Source organism: Arcicella gelida, from assembly GCF_034931025.1.
Lineage (GTDB): Bacteria > Bacteroidota > Bacteroidia > Cytophagales > Spirosomataceae > Arcicella > Arcicella gelida.
Genome location: NZ_JAYGIL010000002.1, coordinates 104,615 through 122,665, shown reverse-complemented (window position 1 = coordinate 122,665; position 18,051 = coordinate 104,615). Strand labels below are relative to the sequence as shown.

Annotated in this window: 15 protein-coding genes; 9 read left to right on the top strand and 6 right to left on the bottom strand. The window is 33.7% G+C overall.

What is annotated here, in order from left to right:
• The first annotated feature begins 39 nt into the window (after positions 1 to 39).
• The 5 genes from leuD to VB776_RS00540 all read left to right on the top strand — a co-directional run bounded on the left by leuD (position 40) and on the right by VB776_RS00540 (position 6,387).
• Positions 40 to 636, top strand: coding sequence for a 3-isopropylmalate dehydratase small subunit (gene leuD / locus VB776_RS00560; protein WP_323324974.1), 597 nt, complete (start codon positions 40 to 42; stop codon positions 634 to 636).
• Positions 637 to 772: 136 nt separating this feature from the next.
• Entirely contained in the window at positions 773 to 2,284 is a 1,512-nt protein-coding gene (locus VB776_RS00555; RefSeq protein WP_323324972.1) for an alpha-isopropylmalate synthase regulatory domain-containing protein, read from the top strand.
• A 216-nt stretch (positions 2,285 to 2,500) separates the two neighbouring features.
• Positions 2,501 to 3,562 carry a 3-isopropylmalate dehydrogenase gene (leuB, locus tag VB776_RS00550; RefSeq protein WP_323324969.1) on the top strand — a complete coding sequence of 354 codons (1,062 nt, stop codon included), beginning with the start codon at positions 2,501 to 2,503 and terminating at the stop codon, positions 3,560 to 3,562.
• A gap of 173 nt (positions 3,563 to 3,735) precedes the next feature.
• Positions 3,736 to 5,157 (top strand): DUF1800 domain-containing protein, encoded by a 1,422-nt coding sequence (locus VB776_RS00545; RefSeq protein ID WP_323324967.1) that lies wholly within the window; start codon positions 3,736 to 3,738, stop codon positions 5,155 to 5,157.
• 27 nt (positions 5,158 to 5,184) lie between these two features.
• Positions 5,185 to 6,387 (top strand): DUF1501 domain-containing protein, encoded by a 1,203-nt coding sequence (locus VB776_RS00540; RefSeq protein ID WP_323324965.1) that lies wholly within the window; start codon positions 5,185 to 5,187, stop codon positions 6,385 to 6,387.
• Between the two features lie 38 nt (positions 6,388 to 6,425).
• On the opposite strand, the gene VB776_RS00535 is transcribed toward VB776_RS00540, so the two are convergent.
• Positions 6,426 to 6,860 carry a KTSC domain-containing protein gene (locus VB776_RS00535; protein WP_323258869.1) on the bottom strand — a complete coding sequence of 145 codons (435 nt, stop codon included), beginning with the start codon at positions 6,858 to 6,860 and terminating at the stop codon, positions 6,426 to 6,428.
• A 299-nt stretch (positions 6,861 to 7,159) separates the two neighbouring features.
• Between VB776_RS00535 and VB776_RS00530 the strand changes: the two genes are divergently transcribed.
• A complete protein-coding gene (locus tag VB776_RS00530) occupies positions 7,160 to 7,768 on the top strand; it encodes a porin family protein (protein WP_323324963.1) in 609 nt (202 codons plus the stop codon).
• Between the two features lie 70 nt (positions 7,769 to 7,838).
• On the opposite strand, the gene VB776_RS00525 is transcribed toward VB776_RS00530, so the two are convergent.
• The 3 genes from VB776_RS00525 to dnaK all read right to left on the bottom strand — a co-directional run bounded on the left by VB776_RS00525 (position 7,839) and on the right by dnaK (position 13,140).
• On the bottom strand, positions 7,839 to 8,558 hold the full coding sequence (locus tag VB776_RS00525) for a DUF3667 domain-containing protein (protein ID WP_323324961.1): 720 nt from the start codon (positions 8,556 to 8,558) through the stop codon (positions 7,839 to 7,841).
• Between the two features lie 685 nt (positions 8,559 to 9,243).
• Complete coding sequence (locus tag VB776_RS00520) at positions 9,244 to 11,100, bottom strand: GNAT family N-acetyltransferase (RefSeq protein WP_323324959.1); 1,857 nt, start codon at positions 11,098 to 11,100, stop codon at positions 9,244 to 9,246.
• A 132-nt stretch (positions 11,101 to 11,232) separates the two neighbouring features.
• A complete protein-coding gene (gene dnaK, locus VB776_RS00515; RefSeq protein WP_323324957.1) occupies positions 11,233 to 13,140 on the bottom strand; it encodes a molecular chaperone DnaK in 1,908 nt (635 codons plus the stop codon).
• A 283-nt stretch (positions 13,141 to 13,423) separates the two neighbouring features.
• Here dnaK and VB776_RS00510 point away from each other — a divergent pair, with 283 nt between their 5' ends.
• On the top strand, positions 13,424 to 14,341 hold the full coding sequence (locus VB776_RS00510) for a D-2-hydroxyacid dehydrogenase (RefSeq protein ID WP_323324955.1): 918 nt from the start codon (positions 13,424 to 13,426) through the stop codon (positions 14,339 to 14,341).
• A 70-nt stretch (positions 14,342 to 14,411) separates the two neighbouring features.
• On the opposite strand, the gene VB776_RS00505 is transcribed toward VB776_RS00510, so the two are convergent.
• Both VB776_RS00505 and VB776_RS00500 read right to left on the bottom strand, forming a co-directional pair.
• Complete coding sequence (locus VB776_RS00505) at positions 14,412 to 15,317, bottom strand: universal stress protein (protein ID WP_323324953.1); 906 nt, start codon at positions 15,315 to 15,317, stop codon at positions 14,412 to 14,414.
• Between the two features lie 89 nt (positions 15,318 to 15,406).
• On the bottom strand, positions 15,407 to 16,333 hold the full coding sequence (locus VB776_RS00500) for a universal stress protein (RefSeq protein WP_323324951.1): 927 nt from the start codon (positions 16,331 to 16,333) through the stop codon (positions 15,407 to 15,409).
• A 369-nt stretch (positions 16,334 to 16,702) separates the two neighbouring features.
• Here VB776_RS00500 and VB776_RS00495 point away from each other — a divergent pair, with 369 nt between their 5' ends.
• Entirely contained in the window at positions 16,703 to 17,671 is a 969-nt protein-coding gene (locus VB776_RS00495) for a DUF3300 domain-containing protein (RefSeq protein WP_323324949.1), read from the top strand.
• Positions 17,672 to 18,019 carry a hypothetical protein gene (locus tag VB776_RS00490; RefSeq protein WP_323324947.1) on the top strand — a complete coding sequence of 116 codons (348 nt, stop codon included), beginning with the start codon at positions 17,672 to 17,674 and terminating at the stop codon, positions 18,017 to 18,019. It abuts the gene before it with no gap.
• The last annotated feature ends 32 nt before the right edge of the window (positions 18,020 to 18,051 follow it).

Sequence of the window (18,051 nt, the reverse complement as noted above, 5' to 3'; positions counted from 1 at the left end):
AGCCTAAAGCTTACAGCCTAAAGCCTAAAGCAAAAACAAATGGCATACGACAAATTTAACATACTTCGTTCAACGGCTGTACCAATGCCAATTGAGAACGTTGATACAGACCAAATTATCCCTGCACGTTTCTTAAAAGCTACTAAACGTGAAGGCTTTGGCGATAACTTATTCCGTGACTGGCGTTATAATACTGACGGCTCACCGAAACAAGATTTCGTATTAAACAACCCAACTTATACTGGAAAAATCCTTGTAGGTGGACATAACTTCGGAAGCGGTTCAAGTCGTGAACACGCTGCTTGGGCTATTTATGATTATGGCTTCCGTTGTGTAGTATCAAGTTTCTTTGCAGATATTTTCAAAGGAAACTCTATCAATGTCGGTATTTTGCCAGTACAAGTAAGTCCAGAGTTTTTAGATAAAATCTTCTTGGCAATCGAAGCAAACCCAGCGGCAGAATTAGAAATTGATTTACCTGCACAAACAATTACAATTGTTGCTACAGGTGAACAAGAAAGCTTTGCTATCAATGGATATAAGAAAAACAACCTAACTAACGGTTTTGATGATATTGATTATCTTCAAGCGATGAAAGAAGAAATAGGTGGTTTTGCTAGTAAAAGTATTTATTAAGAGCTTTGTGCTTTAGGCAATAGGCTTTAAGCTTTAGGCATTATGCATTATGCTATTAGAATAACCATCCAGTAGCTTTACTTAATGCCTAAAGCTTATAGCCTACAGCCTAAAGCCTTCTGCTTACAGCAAAGATATGCGACAAATAGAAATAATGGATACGACACTCCGTGATGGTGAACAAACCAGTGGAGTGTCTTTTTCGGCTACTGAGAAATTAGCAATCGCTCAATTATTATTAAAAGAAGTAAAAGTTGATCGCTTGGAAGTAGCTTCTGCAAGAGTATCCGACGGTGAATTTCAGGCAGTGAAAAAAATTACTGCTTGGGCAAGCGAAAACGGATTGATTGATAAAATCGAGGTATTAACCTTTGTTGATGGTGAAACTTCGGTGAATTGGATGATTGAAGCGGGTGCTAAAGTGATGAATCTTCTTACAAAAGGTTCGATGAATCATCTAACGCATCAACTCAAGAAAACGGCTGAACAACATTTTTCAGAAATAGCAGAAGTAATTGCTTTGGCTCGTTCTAAAGATATTCAATGCAATGTTTATTTAGAAGACTGGAGTAATGGTATGCGTAATTCGCCTGATTATGTATTTCAGTTTTTGGATTTCTTGAGTACACAGCCTATCAAGCGAGTATTGCTACCCGATACTTTGGGTGTGTTGACTCCTCGTGAATGTTATGACTTTTTGTCACAAATCGTACAGCGTTATCCAAATCAACATTTTGATTTTCATGCACACAACGATTATGATTTAAGTATTGCTAACGTGATGGAAGGTGTGCGTGCTGGCGTTCACGGACTTCATTTAACGGTAAATGGTATGGGCGAAAGGGCAGGGAATGCACCTTTAGCAAGTACGATTGCGGTTTTGAAGGATTTTATGCCAGAAGTAGAAACCTCTGTCGTTGAAGCATCGCTTTACTCTGTGAGTAAATTGGTTGAAACATTTTCTGGTTTTAGAATTCCAGTGAATAAGCCTGTAGTTGGTGAAAACGTTTTTACGCAAACCGCAGGAATTCACGCTGATGGAGATAATAAAAACAATTTATATTTTAACGATTTGATGCCAGAACGTTTTGGCAGAGAACGTAAATATGCTTTGGGTAAAACTTCTGGTAAAGCTAATATTGAGAAGAATCTTCAAAAATTAGGGATTAAATTATCGCAAGCAGATTTGAAGCGAGTAACCCAAAGAATTATTGAATTGGGCGACCGTAAAGAAGTTGTTACTCAGGAAGATTTGCCATATATTATTTCCGATGTAATTGATACCAATATCGTAGAAGAAAAAGTAGAAGTAATCAATTATGTGTTGACTCATTCTAAAAATCTTCGTCCATCAGCTACATTAAAAGTAAAAGTGGATGGTCATATTTTTGAAGAAAGTGCTCAAGGAGATGGTCAGTATGATGCTTTTATGAATGCTTTGAAAAAAGTATATCTTAAAAAAGAAGTATTGCTTCCGATGTTGACTGATTATGCTGTAAGGATTCCGCCAGGAGGAAATACGGATGCCCTTTGTGAAACCATTATTACTTGGGAACACAACGGAAAAGAATTTAAAACCAGAGGTTTAGATTCTGACCAAACAGTTTCAGCCATTAAAGCAACACAAAAAATGCTTAATCTTATTTAGAATTAGTGAGTTGCTATTGAGTGAGTTAGTGAATTGTGATTTAGTGATTTTTTTTAATGCTAAATTAAAATCCTAAAGTCTTCAATTTTCAAGTCATAAAAATCAAAAATCCTCAATTCTTGAATCTTGCTTCTTGTGTCTTGAATCTATCTTAAAATCTAATAAAAAATCCTTGAGTCCTAAAGTCCAAAGTCCTCAAGTCTAACAAAAAAATAAATGAAATTAAATATTGCAGTTTTATCTGGTGACGGAATCGGACCAGAAGTAATTGAACAAGCATTAAAAGTAGTTAATGCAATCGGTAAAAAATATAACCACGAAATCAATCTTACTCACGCTTTAACAGGTGCTGTAGCGATTGATGCTACTGGTAATCCATATCCAGACGAAACGCACGAAGTTTGTATGCAAGCAGATGCAGTTTTGTTCGGTGCAATTGGTCATCCACGTTTTGATAATGACCCTTCAGCAAAAGTTCGTCCAGAGCAAGGTTTATTGGCAATGCGTAAGAAATTAGGATTATATGCCAATATTCGTCCTACTTTAGTATTCCCGTCATTATTACACAAATCTCCATTAAGAAGAGAATTAATCGAAAATGCAGATTTCGTTTGTATTCGTGAATTAACTGGTGGTATTTACTTCGGTGATAAAGGAAGAAACGAAACTCGTGATAAAGCTTGGGATGTATGCGAATATACAAAACCAGAAGTTGATAGAATCGTTCGTTTGGCTTACGAATACGCAATGAAACGTCGCAAAAAAGTATGTATCGTTGATAAAGCAAACGTATTAGAAACTTCAAGACTTTGGAGAGAAGTAGCTCAAGGAATCGAAAAAGAATATCCAGAAGTAGAAACTGAATACTTATTCGTAGATGCTGCGGCTATGCGTATTATCCAATGGCCAGAAGGATTCGACGTAATGGTCACTGAAAATATGTTCGGTGATATTTTAACTGATGAAGCTTCAGTAATTTCTGGTTCAATGGGCTTAATGCCTTCAGCTTCTATCGGTTTACATACTTCAGTATTCGAACCAATTCACGGAAGTTACCCACAAGCTGCTGGTAAAAACATCGCTAATCCATTGGGAACTGTACTTTCAGCAGCGATGATGTTTGAATATGCGTTCAAATTGATGGACGAAGCTAACGAAATCAAAGACATCGTTAACAAATCTTTAGCAGAAGGTGTTGTTACGGTTGATATTGCAGATGGCGGAAAAGCATTCTCTACTTCTGAAGTAGGAGACTGGTTAGCTGCACAGATTGCGTAAGTTTTTTTGCATAATTTATTGAAACAAAATCCGCTTCCAAAGAGCGGATTTTTGTTTTTATAGATTTTTCTTACAGGAATATAAATTAAATAATATTGATTATCATTTTAATAATTAAACCTTTCCGCACGTTCTACACTCTAAGAGTCATTAAAATTAAACTCGACAAAATTATGGCTAAGGAAAAACTCATCCAACATCTTCTATGGCGAGCAGGCTTTAGCGAAAAGCCAGAAATCATTAATCAGTATAGCCGACAATCAATCAAAAAAAATGTAAAACAATTATTGAAAGACTCAGAAAATTTTGAGCCTATCAACGTTGTCGATAAAATGGATATTTATTCAGAGCTACAAGCAATGAAAAAAGATACACTTCTAACGACTGAACAGCGTAGAAAGCAATTAAATAAAATGATTAAAGAGGAGGAGGGTGCGCTCAATATCGCTTGGATTAATAAAATGGTTGATTCTAAAGCTGTTTTGCGTGAAAAAATGGCACTTTTCTGGCATGGTCATTTTGCTTGTAGAACTCGCAATCCACTTTTTGCACAGCATTACTTGAATACCATTCGTCAGCACGCTTTGGGGAAATTTGGAGATTTATTGATGGCAGTTTCTAAAGAACCAGCCATGCTACAGTTTTTGAATAATCAACAAAACAAAAAAAAGAGTCCCAACGAAAATTTTGCTCGTGAAGTAATGGAATTATTCACATTAGGACGAGGAAATTATTCTGAACATGATGTAAAAGAAGCGGCAAGAGCTTTTACTGGTTGGGAATTTGATAGAAGAGAAAACGGCTTCTTTTTTAATACTCGACAACATGATTTTGAAACGAAGGAATTTCTTGGAAAAACTGGAAAATTTGATGGAGAAGACATTATTAAAATGATTTTAGCTAAAAAAGAAACCGCAAATTTCATTGTTAGTAAAATCTATAAAAACTTCGTCAACGAACAAATTGATACAAAAATCGTCCAAGAATTATCTGCACATTTCTACAAAAATGACTATGATATTTCAGATTTGATGGAGACAATTTTCACGAGTTCATGGTTTTATGATGTTAAAAATATCGGTACTCATATCAAATCTCCTGTTGAGTTACTGGTCAGTTTACAAAGAAGTACTGGTTCTCATTTTGTTGAAAAGCAATCTTTATTATTTATTCAGAGAGTATTGGGGCAAGTAATACTTTATCCGCCAAATGTGGCAGGTTGGGCTGGTGGAAAAAATTGGATTGATAGTTCAAGTTTACTTTTCAGGATGCAGTTGCCTTATTTAGCTTTTAATAATTCGATTGTAAGAACAGTTGCTAAATCCGATGGAGATGTCAATACAGATTTTCAAACCAAAAAAGGAAAGAAGAATACGCTTGAAACAACGATGAATTGGGAAGTATTTTCAAAACAGTTTACACAAGAAAATCGCAAAGAATTATTGGATGAATTAGAGGAGTATTTCTTACAGGTTTCTATCAGCGAAGAACTCAAAAAAGGATTTATAGCCAAAATGGAAAAGGAAAATCAGCCCGAAGCCATTAAAAAAATGGTTTTAGCGTTAATGATGCTTCCTGAATATCAATTGTGTTAAGTTTTAAATTAACTAATTCGAAATACTATGGTTAATCGTAGAGAATTTATCAAACGTTCGGCATTGGCAACCGCTGGTGGCTTAATGATTCCGAATTTCTTGAAAGCCTTTGAGCAGCAACATTTAGGTCTAAATGGTAATTCCGATAAAATATTAGTAATCATTCAATTGTCGGGTGGAAATGATGGACTCAATACTGTAATTCCTTTTAGAAATGATATTTACTATCGTGAGCGTCCGACAATCGCTATTAATAGAGATAAAGTATTGAATTTGAATGATGAAATTGGTTTGAATCCAGCTTTGGAAAAGTTACGTTCTTGGTACGACAACGGTTTTATGCGTATTATCAATAACGTTGGTTATCCAAATCCAGATCGTTCTCATTTTCGTTCAATGGATATTTGGCAGACGGCTTCTAATGCTGACCAATATTTACAAACGGGTTGGTTAGGGCGATATTTGGATGCTAATTGTACGGGAAATTGTGCTTCTTACAAAGCGTTGGAAATTGATGATACTCTGAGTTTAGCCATGAAAGGAGAGAAGCTTAAAGCACTTTCGGTATTAGAACCTGAAAAATTATATCGACAAGTACATGGAGATTTTATTGCTAAAATTGCAAAATCTCAGCCAGCAGAGCATTCAGATAATGTAAGTTATTTGTATAAAACCTTGGCAGAAACAGCTTCTTCGGCAGAGTATTTACACACAAAATCGAAGGTTTATCAAACAAAAGCGAGTTTCCCAAATGGGGAATTAGGGCAAAGACTAAAAACTATTTCAGAATTGATACTTTCAGGAATGCCGACCAATGTGTATTATGTCAGTATTTCTGGTTTTGATACGCATGTCAATCAAGTTGGTCAGCAAGAGCGTTTATTGAGAAATTATGCCGAAACAATGGATGTGTTTTTGAATGAGCTGAAACAAAACAATAAGTTGGATGATGTTTTGCTGATGACTTTCTCTGAATTTGGCAGAAGAGTAAAACAAAATGCCAGCGGAGGAACTGACCACGGAACAGCCAATAATGTGTTTTTGATGGGAGGAAAGCTAAAATCAGACAAAGTAATGAATGAAGCACCCAATCTGACAGATTTAGATGAAGGAGATTTGAAATACTCTGTAGATTTCCGTAAAATTTACGCTACTCTTTTACGAAATTGGTTAGGAGTAAATGACGAATTAATACTTGGTAAGCGTTTTGATAGCTTAAATTTTGTTTAGAAAATATTATTTGGGGAGCTAAAAACTCCCCAAATAAATTATTTACTTACATTTCTATACGTAAATGAATGATAGATATGTCTTTTGGCAAATCTTGGCAAAGACGGAGCATTCACTAATTTTACATAAGTATTTTTAGGTACACCAAAGTATTCGTAAACTACATTATCTTGAAAAATGATTTTTAAAGTTTCGTCTTTATAATCAAAATCTTCAATGATAGAAGTCGTAGTGATACGAGTATATTCTTCCAAATTAGCTGCTTGCGTTTCAGGAGCAATCGCCACCAAAAGATTATAAGCTTCGATGATTACTTTACTTTTAATAGCCGCCTGAGCTTGTAACTCTTCATTATCTTGAATTTTGTCAGGATGCCACTCTTTGATTAAATTTCTATATGTTTTTTTTAATTCGGAAAGCTCAGTTGTTTTTGTTGCACCAAATAATGTTCTATAAGAATTGATTTTTTTCATGAATTTGTCAAAATGTGAATAACCGCATTAAACACCTGTTAATACTTTGCAAAATATTATTCGGGTGCAAAATTAGGGATTAAAATTCAATCTGTTGCTTTACTTGTCTATCAATCTGTGAGATAATCGAAAAATGAACTAGTCATAACAGATAAAATGGGCATACACTTTGGGGAATTTTGAGGAAAATTTTCGAATTTCTATGTCTTTTACTCAACAAAAGACAAGTTTTAAAGAATGGAATGATATTTTGAAGTTATTTATCGTAATCAATTATCATTCAATTATTCTTTAAAATTATGAACAAGAAATCAGGATTATTCATCGTAGCTATTTTATTAGTAGCTAGCTTATCAAAAGCTCAAAATTTATCTTTCGGTCCATCGGCTGGTGTAAATTTCTCTAATTTATCTTCCAACTCAAATACTTCTACTAAAACGGGTTTAGCCACAGGAGTATTTTTAAATTATAGTAGCAAAGAGTGGTTTGGTGTAGGAGTACAGGTTTTATACAGTGAATTGGGTGCGAAACTCAAAAACACTGATAATTCTATCAACTTAAATTATATCCAAGTACCTGTTTTATTTACTTATTATTTTAATGGTGGAAATAAAGTAGGTTCATTTCGTCCTAAATTATTTGCTGGCCCACACGTTGACTTCCTATTAAACGCAAAAGATAAGGATGGCAATAATCTAAACCCTAACGGACAGTTTTACTCAAGTTCAGATTTGGGTGTGACTTTCGGCGGTGGCTTTAATTATGCTTTAGCGGAAAAAATTTGGTTGAACGTAGATGCTCGTTATGGCTTAGGTTTAACAGATGCGACTAAATCAACCACAAGTAATAGCATGAACAGAAATTTAGGAATCAATGTAGGAGTAAGCTTCCCAATTGGAAGTATTTAATTTACAGTGATATAATAAAAATCCCATTTTACTTTTGATTAAGTAGAATGGGATTTTTTGTTTTCTATAATTATATTTTTTTTGCCATTAAATCCATCGCCACACCTATTAGTATCGCTACGATTTCAAACGAGACAAAGCCTATTAAATAGGCACAGAGAGCTTTGAAGTAATTTTTAAAACCTCCACCAAAAAACTGTCCAATAGCCCAAGCAACATATAACAAAATAGCAGAATAAAAGACTGTATCAAAAATAGTATTGGTAACAAACTTCGCAATAATAGGATGCACCGAAAACCATAACATCCCTTCACCCATGATATAACATAGCATTACGCCGATTTCATAAATATTATAAGAATACTTTTTGAAAAAAATCTTCGTCCAGAATGCTATAAAAATTAACATCAAAATATTGGCATATCCGTAATTATTCTGAATCCAAAGTATCACGCTATTTCCTCCAGTAGTACCGTATTGTTTCTTTAGTTGTTCTTCGCTGAGTACATCAACATCTAGATAACCCGTAATTAAGCTATAAACCACCGAGCAGAGAATCAAAAAAGTAACAGGCTTGGTACAAGCATTTCTATCAGTGTTGAGATAATGATGAACCAGTTTACCAGGACGAAGCAACAATTCACGAACGGTAAACAACAAACCTCGTTCGTAACCAATTAGGTTTAGGAATTCCTCCACTGCATATTTCCTATCGACTCTTTCCAGTAAAATTTCTTGTTCTTTAGTATTATTTGCTTGATTAGGATAATTTAAGTTTTCACTTTCCATGTTTGTTAGACAGAGGTATTTTGTTTGTGTGATTTAGTTTTCTATTTGATTCATTCAAAAATAGAGAAAAATTGGCAATAAAAAATCTCCCATCTAGCCATATTGATATGGTAAAATGGGAGATTGGTGATTTTATAAAAAATTAGCCGTAACATTTTCCTCAGAAGGCTTTGCATTTTCCACAATCCATAAATATTTTTCCGCAGAGCTATTTTTATTTTTCTCAGAGGCATTTACATTTTCCGCAATTCATATTTAATCTTACACAACTCAAAAATAATCTTCCTCTGAGCCATTTATATTTTCCTCAGAAGGCTTTGAATTTTCCACAATCCATAAATATTTTTCCGCAGAGCTATTTTACTTTTCCTCAGAAGCTCGTTCAAGACTGTGTCTTAGACCTTTGTTTAATTCAGTTTCAAACTGAATTAAGGTTTAGCACAAGTGATGCTTCGCTTAACAGCTAGTTGGGGTAAAATGAGAGATTTAGGAAAGCTTAATATTTATCTACTTCAATTTCAAACTATAGTAAAGTTTAGTATAATGAACGCTTTACTTAACACTTACTTTTGCTAGTGGGTAAGTTTTATCGTACTAGAAGTCCTTTTTATTAATAATTCGAGATGCTCTTTAGAACATCTCGAACAGCGTGAGTAGTATAATACTACGATAGTTGGAGGTGGCTCTAAATTTTATTATGTTCTACAATTTTTTCAATAATCCTTTTTTGACTTCCTTCCCTAAATTTAATTTTCTTGTTTTTTGAATTATTAGAAATATTTTTTTCCATTAAAACAGATTTATAATTCCTGTTTTTTAAGAAATGTGGTAATTCCTTAACCTCTTTATACCCATTATTTTTATAGAACTTGACTAAGCCATCTTTTGCTACCAGAACAATCTTATTAATATTATAGTGTTGGGATATTGTATTTTCGACAGCCTTTAATAATGCTGAACCATATCCCTTTAACCTTTCATATTCATCAATTGCGAGGAATATTACGTACAAAGTATCTCCCTCTGAATTATGAAAAACAGGAAAATTTTTAATCTCATCAAATGATTCAAAATCTCTATACTTCCAAATAGTTGTTTCAATGTAGCCTAATATTTTATTGCCTTTTTTTAAGACTAAAAAACCTTGATTGAACATTTTTCTTCTCTCTAATAGAGTAGCTTCAGATGCTCCATTCTCAAATTCAATTTTACTTTCAATTGCATAAATATGCTTTATATCTTGTTCTGAACAAGACTCTATAAAATAATCTTTCATGTTTTGAATTGGTATTTTTACTTTAGGAGGATGGTTTTCTACAACAATACCTTCATAATAAAAAATTATGCCATCAAAATTTTGTTCGTTATAATGGTTTAGCCAATAAGTTATTGAATTATCTTTTTCATTTTTTTTTTGAGCTTTTATAGAATGTATTATAATTTGATTCTTAATAAAAATAAATGTTGGAGCAGTTAAAGTCTCTTTAAAGTTAATATAGATATCTACATATTTTATATTTTTTGTTAGATAATGGTCAGTATCACCTCTTTTGTTCATAGTATTTCTTAGTGTAAAACGATAGTTTAAATTAAATGTTTCTTCTGGTTGAATGCCATCTAGAAGACCAATTTTAAAATTCTTTTTCCATATTTTTTCATCTTCTAATTCTATCTGAGCTTTTTGATTATTTACAAAAGCGGAAAACCCCATCTCTTTGGCATCTTCAATAGAATCCGCAGTTGTTGTTATTCTATACCAATTTAAAATTGAACTTTGTTTGTTAATACAATCCATTGTATAACTTCCATAGTAATTACCAGTTGTTTTGAAGAAATCGACTCTAGATTTGAATACAATTTTTGAGACTTCTACATCATTTTCCTTTTCATTTTCATAGATTCTCTCAATAATATCATCACGTAAAATATCTTTTCTAAAATTAAATTTCACTGAACCTTCCAGTAAAAATTTTACCCAATTCTTTTCCATGTGGGGGGTGTAGAAATAATCACTGTGATTAAAATAATTTCTTTCTTGTATGAATTTCTTATCTTTAATTAAGCTTTGAGGAATATTTTCGAATCCATTCTTACCACTGGCACCACAATTTTTAATTACAAAACTTGATAAATTAACTACCCAATCATCAATTCCATAATCATTTTTAACTCTTTTTATTTGTCCATTCTTAAAATAGCTGTCCCAATCTAAATGAGGGTCAACTATACTACCACACAAAATCACATTGTCGAATTTTAATGAAGAGTGTTTGTTTAAGCAATTGAAAAAAATTAAAGTTCCAAAACTATGACATACAAGACTTGGTGCTGGTTCATTTTGTTCTACATTTTTTTTATAAAATTCTAAAAATTTATTATACACAGACTTCCTTTTCCACGGTAATAGAAATTGAAAAAGACTAAAATAACCATACTCAAAAGGTATTACTTCGATTTTTTGTTGACTCCAAATGTGTAAATTCTTTAAGTCGTTGTACCATCTTTTTTCTCTTCTAATTCCGTGAATAGTAATAATTTTCATATTGGGTTTTATTATTTTTTACAAGTTACTTGGCAGCTAAATTTGTCATTATACTAATTTATATTTTTTCCTTTAATAAATAAAAAAAGACAGGAATTTTCCTGCCTTTTTTTATTGTTTTTTAGCTATTACTTATTTCACTTCCTCAAAAGGAACATCTTCTGCTTGTGAAGAAGAACCTGAATCAGCAGTTTGTTGACCTGCATCACCAGTTGGTTGAGCTCCTTCTGGGCTACTTTGTGCATACATTTCTTGCGAAGCTGCTGCCCAAGCGTTGTTCAATTTTTCAAGCGCTGAGTCAATTGAAGCTACATCACGTGAACCGTGTGCAGTACGCAATTCTGCTAAAGCTCCTTCAATCGCTGATTTATTTCCTTCCGAAAGTTTCTCGCCGTACTCTTTCAATTGTTTTTCTGTTTGGAAAATCAATGAATCAGCTTGGTTGATTTTTTCGATTTTTTCACGTTCAGCTTTATCTTCTGCTTCATGAGCTTTCGCTTCTTGACGCATTTTTTCGATTTCTGCATCCGTCAAACCACTTGAAGCTTCGATACGGATATTGCTTTCTTTTCCTGTTCCTTTATCTTTTGCAGATACGTGAAGGATACCGTTAGCATCAATATCAAAAGTTACTTCTACTTGAGGCACGCCACGTGGTGCTGGTGGAATACCGTCTAAGTGGAAACGTCCTAATGAACGGTTTTGTGTTGCTAATGGACGCTCACCTTGTAATACGTTCAATTCTACTGAAGGTTGGTTATCTGAAGCAGTCGAGAATGTTTCAGATTTCTTCGTAGGAATTGTTGTGTTAGCTTCGATTAATTTAGTGAAAACGCCACCCATTGTTTCGATACCTAACGATAAAGGAATAACGTCTAATAATAATACGTCTTTTACTTCACCCGTTAAAACACCACCTTGAACAGCCGCACCGATTGCTACAGCTTCGTCAGGGTTAACACCTTTTGAAGGTTTTCTTCCGAAGAATTTCTCTACTTCTTCTACTACTCTTGGAATACGAGTTGAACCACCTACCAAGATAACTTCGTCGATATCAGAGTTTGTAAAGCCCGAATTTTTCATCGCACGTTTACAAGGCTCAAGCATTCTTTGGATTAATGAATCAGCCAATTGCTCAAATTTAGCACGAGATAAAGTACGTACTAAGTGTTTAGGCATACCGTCCACAGGGAAGATATATGGCAAGTTGATTTCAGTAGAAGCACTTGAAGATAATTCTACTTTTGCTTTTTCAGCAGCTTCTTTCAAACGTTGAAGAGCCATTGCATCTTTACGCAAATCAACACCTTCGTCGTTTTTAAATTCGTTTGCTAACCATTCAATGATTACTTGGTCGAAGTCGTCACCACCTAAGTGAGTATCACCGTCAGTTGACTTTACTTCAAATACGCCATCACCTAATTCTAATACTGAAATATCGAAAGTACCACCACCTAAGTCGAATACAGCGATTTTCATATCTTTACCGCCTTTGTCAAGACCGTAAGCTAAAGCTGCCGCAGTAGGTTCGTTGATGATACGTTTTACTTCTAAACCTGCAATTTGTCCAGCTTCTTTCGTAGCCTGACGTTCTGCATCATTAAAATATGCTGGAACAGTAATAACAGCTTCAGTAACAGTCTGTCCAAGATAATCTTCGGCAGTTTGTTTCATTTTCGTTAAAATCTGCGCCGAAATTTCTTGAGGCGTATAAAGACGGTCGCCGATGCGAACACGTGGAGTATCGTTTGAACCTTGCTCAACAGTATAAGCAATTGTTTTTAGTTCGCTTCCTACTTCTGAATAACGTTTACCCATGAAACGTTTGATAGAAGAAACTGTGTTTTTAGGATTAGTGATAGCCTGGCGTTTGGCAGCGTCACCTACTTTACGTTCACCGTTACCATTATCTAAGAATGCAACGATTGAAGGTGTAGTACGACGACCTTCTGAGTTAGCGATTACGACTGGCTCGTTACCTTCCATTACTGATACGCAAGAGTTGGTTGTTCCTAAGTCAATACCGATAATTTTTCCCATTTTTAATTTTAATTAAGTATATGAATAAGATTTTTAATTTTACAATAAAGAGGCTTACAAGAATGTTTACCTATTTTTGTTCTTCTGTTTAAGCATTGAATCTTTTAAGTCATTGCATCAACAGATAGAGATTTCCTTACTTTCAACAATCTTGATGCCAGTAGTTTTTTTAGGGATTTTTTGTGCCATAATGGCAGAACTGCTTTTTTGAATTGTCATAGTAGCAGATAATGTTTTCCTAAACTGACATAATACCATAGAAATTGAAACCAACCATTTTATAATGAAAATATACATTCATACAAAATTTGAAGCCAGTGAGGTTTTAGTTATCAAAGAAAAACTAGCAGGGAAATATGAACTTGTTATCGGAGAAGAAATCTCACTTGAGAATAGAGAAGACCAATTTCTGAGTTCAACAATTTGCTTTGGAAATGTGCCATTGGCTTGGGCACAAAAAACCAGTAAATTACAATGGTTACAATTACATTCGGCTGGTCTTGACCCTTACCAACAATTAGAAAACTATACTTTCCAGATTACAAACCTGAAAGGTTTTTTCGGGCAATCAGTAGCAGAGACTGCTGTGGCAGGTATTTTGGCGATGTATCGAGGTGTTGCACATTTATCAAAATTACAAACTGAATCTAAATGGATTGGTACTCCTTTGCGTTCAAGTTTACATTTATTGAGTAATGCAAAAGTATTAGTTTTGGGTGCAGGTGCTATCGGACAAAAAGTAAAGGATTTATTGGTTGGTTTTAATTGTGAAACTACGGTTTTGGATTCTAAAACGGTAGTAAATTTGGATGAGTACTTACCAACAACTGATATTTTAGTAGCAACTTTGCCCGAAACGCCCGAAACTATCGGTTTGTTGAATAAAACTCGTTTACAATTATTGAAATCCTCAGCGCTTTTTGTGAATGTAGGAAGAGGTTCGGCAGTAGATGAAGAAGCTTTGATTGAAATGTTGAAAAATGACCAAATTTATGGAGCAGTTTTGGACGTAACAGCAAAAGAACCCATTCCTGTTGAACATCCACTTTGGCAAATGCCAAATGTCTTGCTAACACAACATACTTCTGGTGGTTGGGCTGAGGAAAATTTGGATAAAATTAAGTTTTTTACCGAAAATCTTGAAAGATTTGAAAAAGGAGAAACTTTGGTAAATATTGCTAATTTAGCACGTGGATATTAATATTGAATAAAAACAAGCTTCATTCCGATTTTTGTGATTTTAAAAAATCGGAATGAAGCTTGTCTTCTATTTACTGCTTATCATGATTTTCATTAACTAATATTTTTTCAGTTACTAAAGTACTTTCCTGTGGTCTAATCGACAAAATAGGAATTTTAGCATGATTCAGCACTTGCTGAGTAAAAGGACCTACAAAATAATCTTCTATTGAGTAATTGAAATCTGCCGTAATTATCATCAAATCTACTTCTAATTCATCCGATTTTTTCAGGGCTGTGTAAGCAACCGAATCTGTATAAGTGAAAATAGAATAACCATTGATATTATCTTCCACTAATTTTTCATTCAAAGATTTCAATTCTTCGTCTAAGTAATTTGTTTTTTTCGCATTATCGTTATCTAACAAAGCCAAAATAATCAATTCTGATTGGTGTTTAGCGATAATTTTTTTTGCGAATTCATACTTATGTAAAGCATTCGGAATTGTTCGAACGGGGAAAAGTACTTTTTCAAAATTTCTCCATTTTTTATTATTAGGAATTGTGAGTACCGGGCAAGATGATTTTTTACTTACCTCAAAAGCATTCGTTCCCATAAAAAATGATTTGAAACCAGAAATGCCATGCGTACCCATTACTATCAAATCAGCCGAAATTTGTTCGGCGATGTGAATAATTTCTCTGACTACTTCTCCTACTATACAATGGCAATAAACAGTTAATTGCTCTTTTTCTGCAATCGAGTCAGCCAATTTTGCCAATTTCTTTTTTTCTCTTTGGATAATACTTTCTTGACTTAAATCAAGTTCTAATCCATTTTCTGTAATACTCAGATAAGTATCAGGGTCAATGATATGTAATAAATGGAGTGTTGATTGATAATTGTGACTCAAATTGACAACATAATCCAGTGCATTTAATGATGTTTTGCTGTAGTCAATAGGAACTAAAATGTTGTTGATACTAAGATTTTCCATGACTTTAGAAATTTAAGGTGGTATTAATCACTCTGAGGATAATTTGATAATTAAATTATAACTAATTAATGGTTCTTGTGCTGATTTTATTATATAATTCCAAGCATTGATACAGGATAATGATTATCAGGGCTATCAACTGAACCTTTATCTACAATTTTTGAAGACTTCGAACGAATTGATAATACAGGTATTCTTGCATAATGAAGAATTTGTTTAGCAAAGGGGCCTATCACATAATCTTGAATTTGACGGTCGATTGTAGCAGTAATTATTAATAAATCAGCCATGAAATCACTTGTTTTTTCCAGTACTTTTTCAGCAATAGAATTGCTAAAGTAAAAATAAGTTTGTGCTTCCATTTTATCTTCTTTGAGCTTTTTATTAAGCTGTGCCGTTTCAGTATTGAGCGTTTCAAAACTCTTTTTATCAGTATTTTCTAATAAACCAATTATTACTAACTCGGCATTGTTTTCTCGAATAATATTTCTAGCCAAATCATATTTTTCTATAGCACCAGTTACTGGTCGAATAGGATATACTACTGTTTTGAAATCTTCAAATTTTTGATGTGAAGGTATCGTCAAGACTGGACAAACAGCATTTTTCAATACATTAAATGTATTTGAGCCAATCAAGAATTCGCTAATACCTGAAACGCCTTGTTTTCCCATTATTATTAAATCGGCATAAAAGTCAATGGCAGCTCTCACAATTTCAATGTGTACTAAGCCTGTTCTGATACAAACTCTACAATCAATGAACTCTTCGTTGGTAATTTTATCTGCTAATTTTCTAAGATTGTTTTGATGTGTATCTACATGATTTTGTACGTTTAAATCATTAATCATTTTATCACTGTCAATATCTAATAATGGGTTGATATTGATGATATGGACTAAAATTAATTGTGCATGTTGGCGTTTTGCCATTCTAATAGCTGTATGAAGTGCATTCATTGAAGCATCACTAAAGTCAATCGGAACAAGTATTTTCTGAACTGCTAATGTATCCATAATTGTATGAGTTTTTAGGTTGGAAAATAATTAAACGTTGAGGTAAAATCGTTTTTGACGATGTAAAGTTGAATCTCGCAACTTAATGTCAGCTTAATCTAAGATTAGAATTTGCTTAGAAAATAATTTTGTTACAATTTCAAAATAAAGCGGAGAGAATGTCCGTTTTTTATTTGATTAACCACTTAATAAGCATTAATTCATACTCTTTCATCTTTGAAAAAACGTTTCCTTTTAACATCAAATTTTTCTAAAGTCTTTCTGAATACATAGCATTTTATGCAAATTATTATTTATAAGATGGTCGGATTGAGGAAAAATAACATTGCAGTATTTGATTTAAAACAACGTTTAATAAAGAAAGAGAGTATGAAAACTAACATGATTTTTGGTGGCACAGCCACTAGAAGAATCGCACAATTGCGTTGGATTCTTCCTACTTCATTATTAATGGCAATTATATTATCCATTAATATCAATGCTTTTAGCCAAGCCAATCAACTTGAAACTGATAAAGGAATGCAGAATTCTGTTGCGTCTTATAATGCAGATGTGCGTCAGGCAATTTTATTGGCGAGTCTATATCCACAAACGCTTTCTCAATTACAGCAAGAGAAAAACCAAACACAAGCTTCTTTTCAAGGACTTATCAGTGACTTTAGCCAGAAAAAGCAAGGGTGGTTTTATGAACTTACTCGTTTTCCTGAATTAGCCCATACTTTAGCTACTTTACCTTCAGGACAAAGCAGAGACGACATCAAAAAGCTATTGCCTAATAATGACGAAAACCTAGAAACAGCAGCTTGGCGCTTGTATCGTCATCACAAAGATGATTTGATTGAAGCTGATAAATTAAATAGTCAAGCCCAAGAAAGTTTCGATAAAGCGATTCAAAATTTGGATAATTCAACCCAAGATGCTTTCCGAAAACTTGCTCAATATCCAGATGTATTAGCTTTATTGACAGATAATCTTGATTTGACAACTAAATTAGGACAGCAATATTTAGCTGATAAAGATGGTTTTACAAGCCAATTGGCAAGTTTACATGATAGTTTGGCAGTGCAGAATCAAGCTCAAATGGCAGCTTATAAAAAAGAATTAGCAAATAATCCTCAAGCAAAACAAGAGTTAAATCAAGCTGCACAAGATTTTGCTAGAAGTAACGGCTATATTTTACCAAATGGACAAGTAGCCTACGGTAGCAATTATAATTATGGCTATGCTAATCCATATTCCTATTGGTTTGGTTATCCTTATTGGTACGGTTCAGCACTTTGGTATCCGAGTGCTTATTGGGGAAGTTTCGGTTTGTCTTCTGGTTTTTCGGTTAAATGAATGGTTTTTACTCCAGCTTTTTTTCCTGCTTTTGGTTTCTCAAATTGGTTTTTTAATGGAGGATATTACATGAATTATCCTTATTTATACAACCATTTTGGAAATTACTATCGTAACGTAATTGTTCGTCAGCCACGTTATGTGAATAATGGCATGGTAGCTGGTTCACGCAATTATTATAATGCTTATCGAAGCAACGGAAATTATAATCGTGGTAATCAAAATTACCGACAAAGTAATAGCAGCAGTTATAATAGTTATCAAAATAGAAGCTTTAACGGAGGAAATAGAAGTAGTTTTGGAGGCGGTGGAGGAAGAAGTTTTAGTGGAGGTGGACGTCGTCGCTAAAAACAAAAAGGTGTTGCTCAAATCGGCAACAC

Bases quoted from the DNA above. Each gene is read 5' to 3' on its own strand.
- leuD (WP_323324974.1), top strand. From the start codon at position 40: ATGGCATACGACAAATTTAACATACTTCGTTCAACGGCTGTACCAATG.
- VB776_RS00555 (WP_323324972.1), top strand. From the start codon at position 773: ATGCGACAAATAGAAATAATGGATACGACACTCCGTGATGGTGAACAA.
- leuB (WP_323324969.1), top strand. From the start codon at position 2,501: ATGAAATTAAATATTGCAGTTTTATCTGGTGACGGAATCGGACCAGAA.
- VB776_RS00545 (WP_323324967.1), top strand. From the start codon at position 3,736: ATGGCTAAGGAAAAACTCATCCAACATCTTCTATGGCGAGCAGGCTTT.
- VB776_RS00540 (WP_323324965.1), top strand. From the start codon at position 5,185: ATGGTTAATCGTAGAGAATTTATCAAACGTTCGGCATTGGCAACCGCT.
- VB776_RS00535 (WP_323258869.1), bottom strand. From the start codon at position 6,860: ATGAAAAAAATCAATTCTTATAGAACATTATTTGGTGCAACAAAAACA.
- VB776_RS00530 (WP_323324963.1), top strand. From the start codon at position 7,160: ATGAACAAGAAATCAGGATTATTCATCGTAGCTATTTTATTAGTAGCT.
- VB776_RS00525 (WP_323324961.1), bottom strand. From the start codon at position 8,558: ATGGAAAGTGAAAACTTAAATTATCCTAATCAAGCAAATAATACTAAA.
- VB776_RS00520 (WP_323324959.1), bottom strand. From the start codon at position 11,100: ATGAAAATTATTACTATTCACGGAATTAGAAGAGAAAAAAGATGGTAC.
- dnaK (WP_323324957.1), bottom strand. From the start codon at position 13,140: ATGGGAAAAATTATCGGTATTGACTTAGGAACAACCAACTCTTGCGTA.
- VB776_RS00510 (WP_323324955.1), top strand. From the start codon at position 13,424: ATGAAAATATACATTCATACAAAATTTGAAGCCAGTGAGGTTTTAGTT.
- VB776_RS00505 (WP_323324953.1), bottom strand. From the start codon at position 15,317: ATGGAAAATCTTAGTATCAACAACATTTTAGTTCCTATTGACTACAGC.
- VB776_RS00500 (WP_323324951.1), bottom strand. From the start codon at position 16,333: ATGGATACATTAGCAGTTCAGAAAATACTTGTTCCGATTGACTTTAGT.
- VB776_RS00495 (WP_323324949.1), top strand. From the start codon at position 16,703: ATGAAAACTAACATGATTTTTGGTGGCACAGCCACTAGAAGAATCGCA.
- VB776_RS00490 (WP_323324947.1), top strand. From the start codon at position 17,672: ATGGTTTTTACTCCAGCTTTTTTTCCTGCTTTTGGTTTCTCAAATTGG.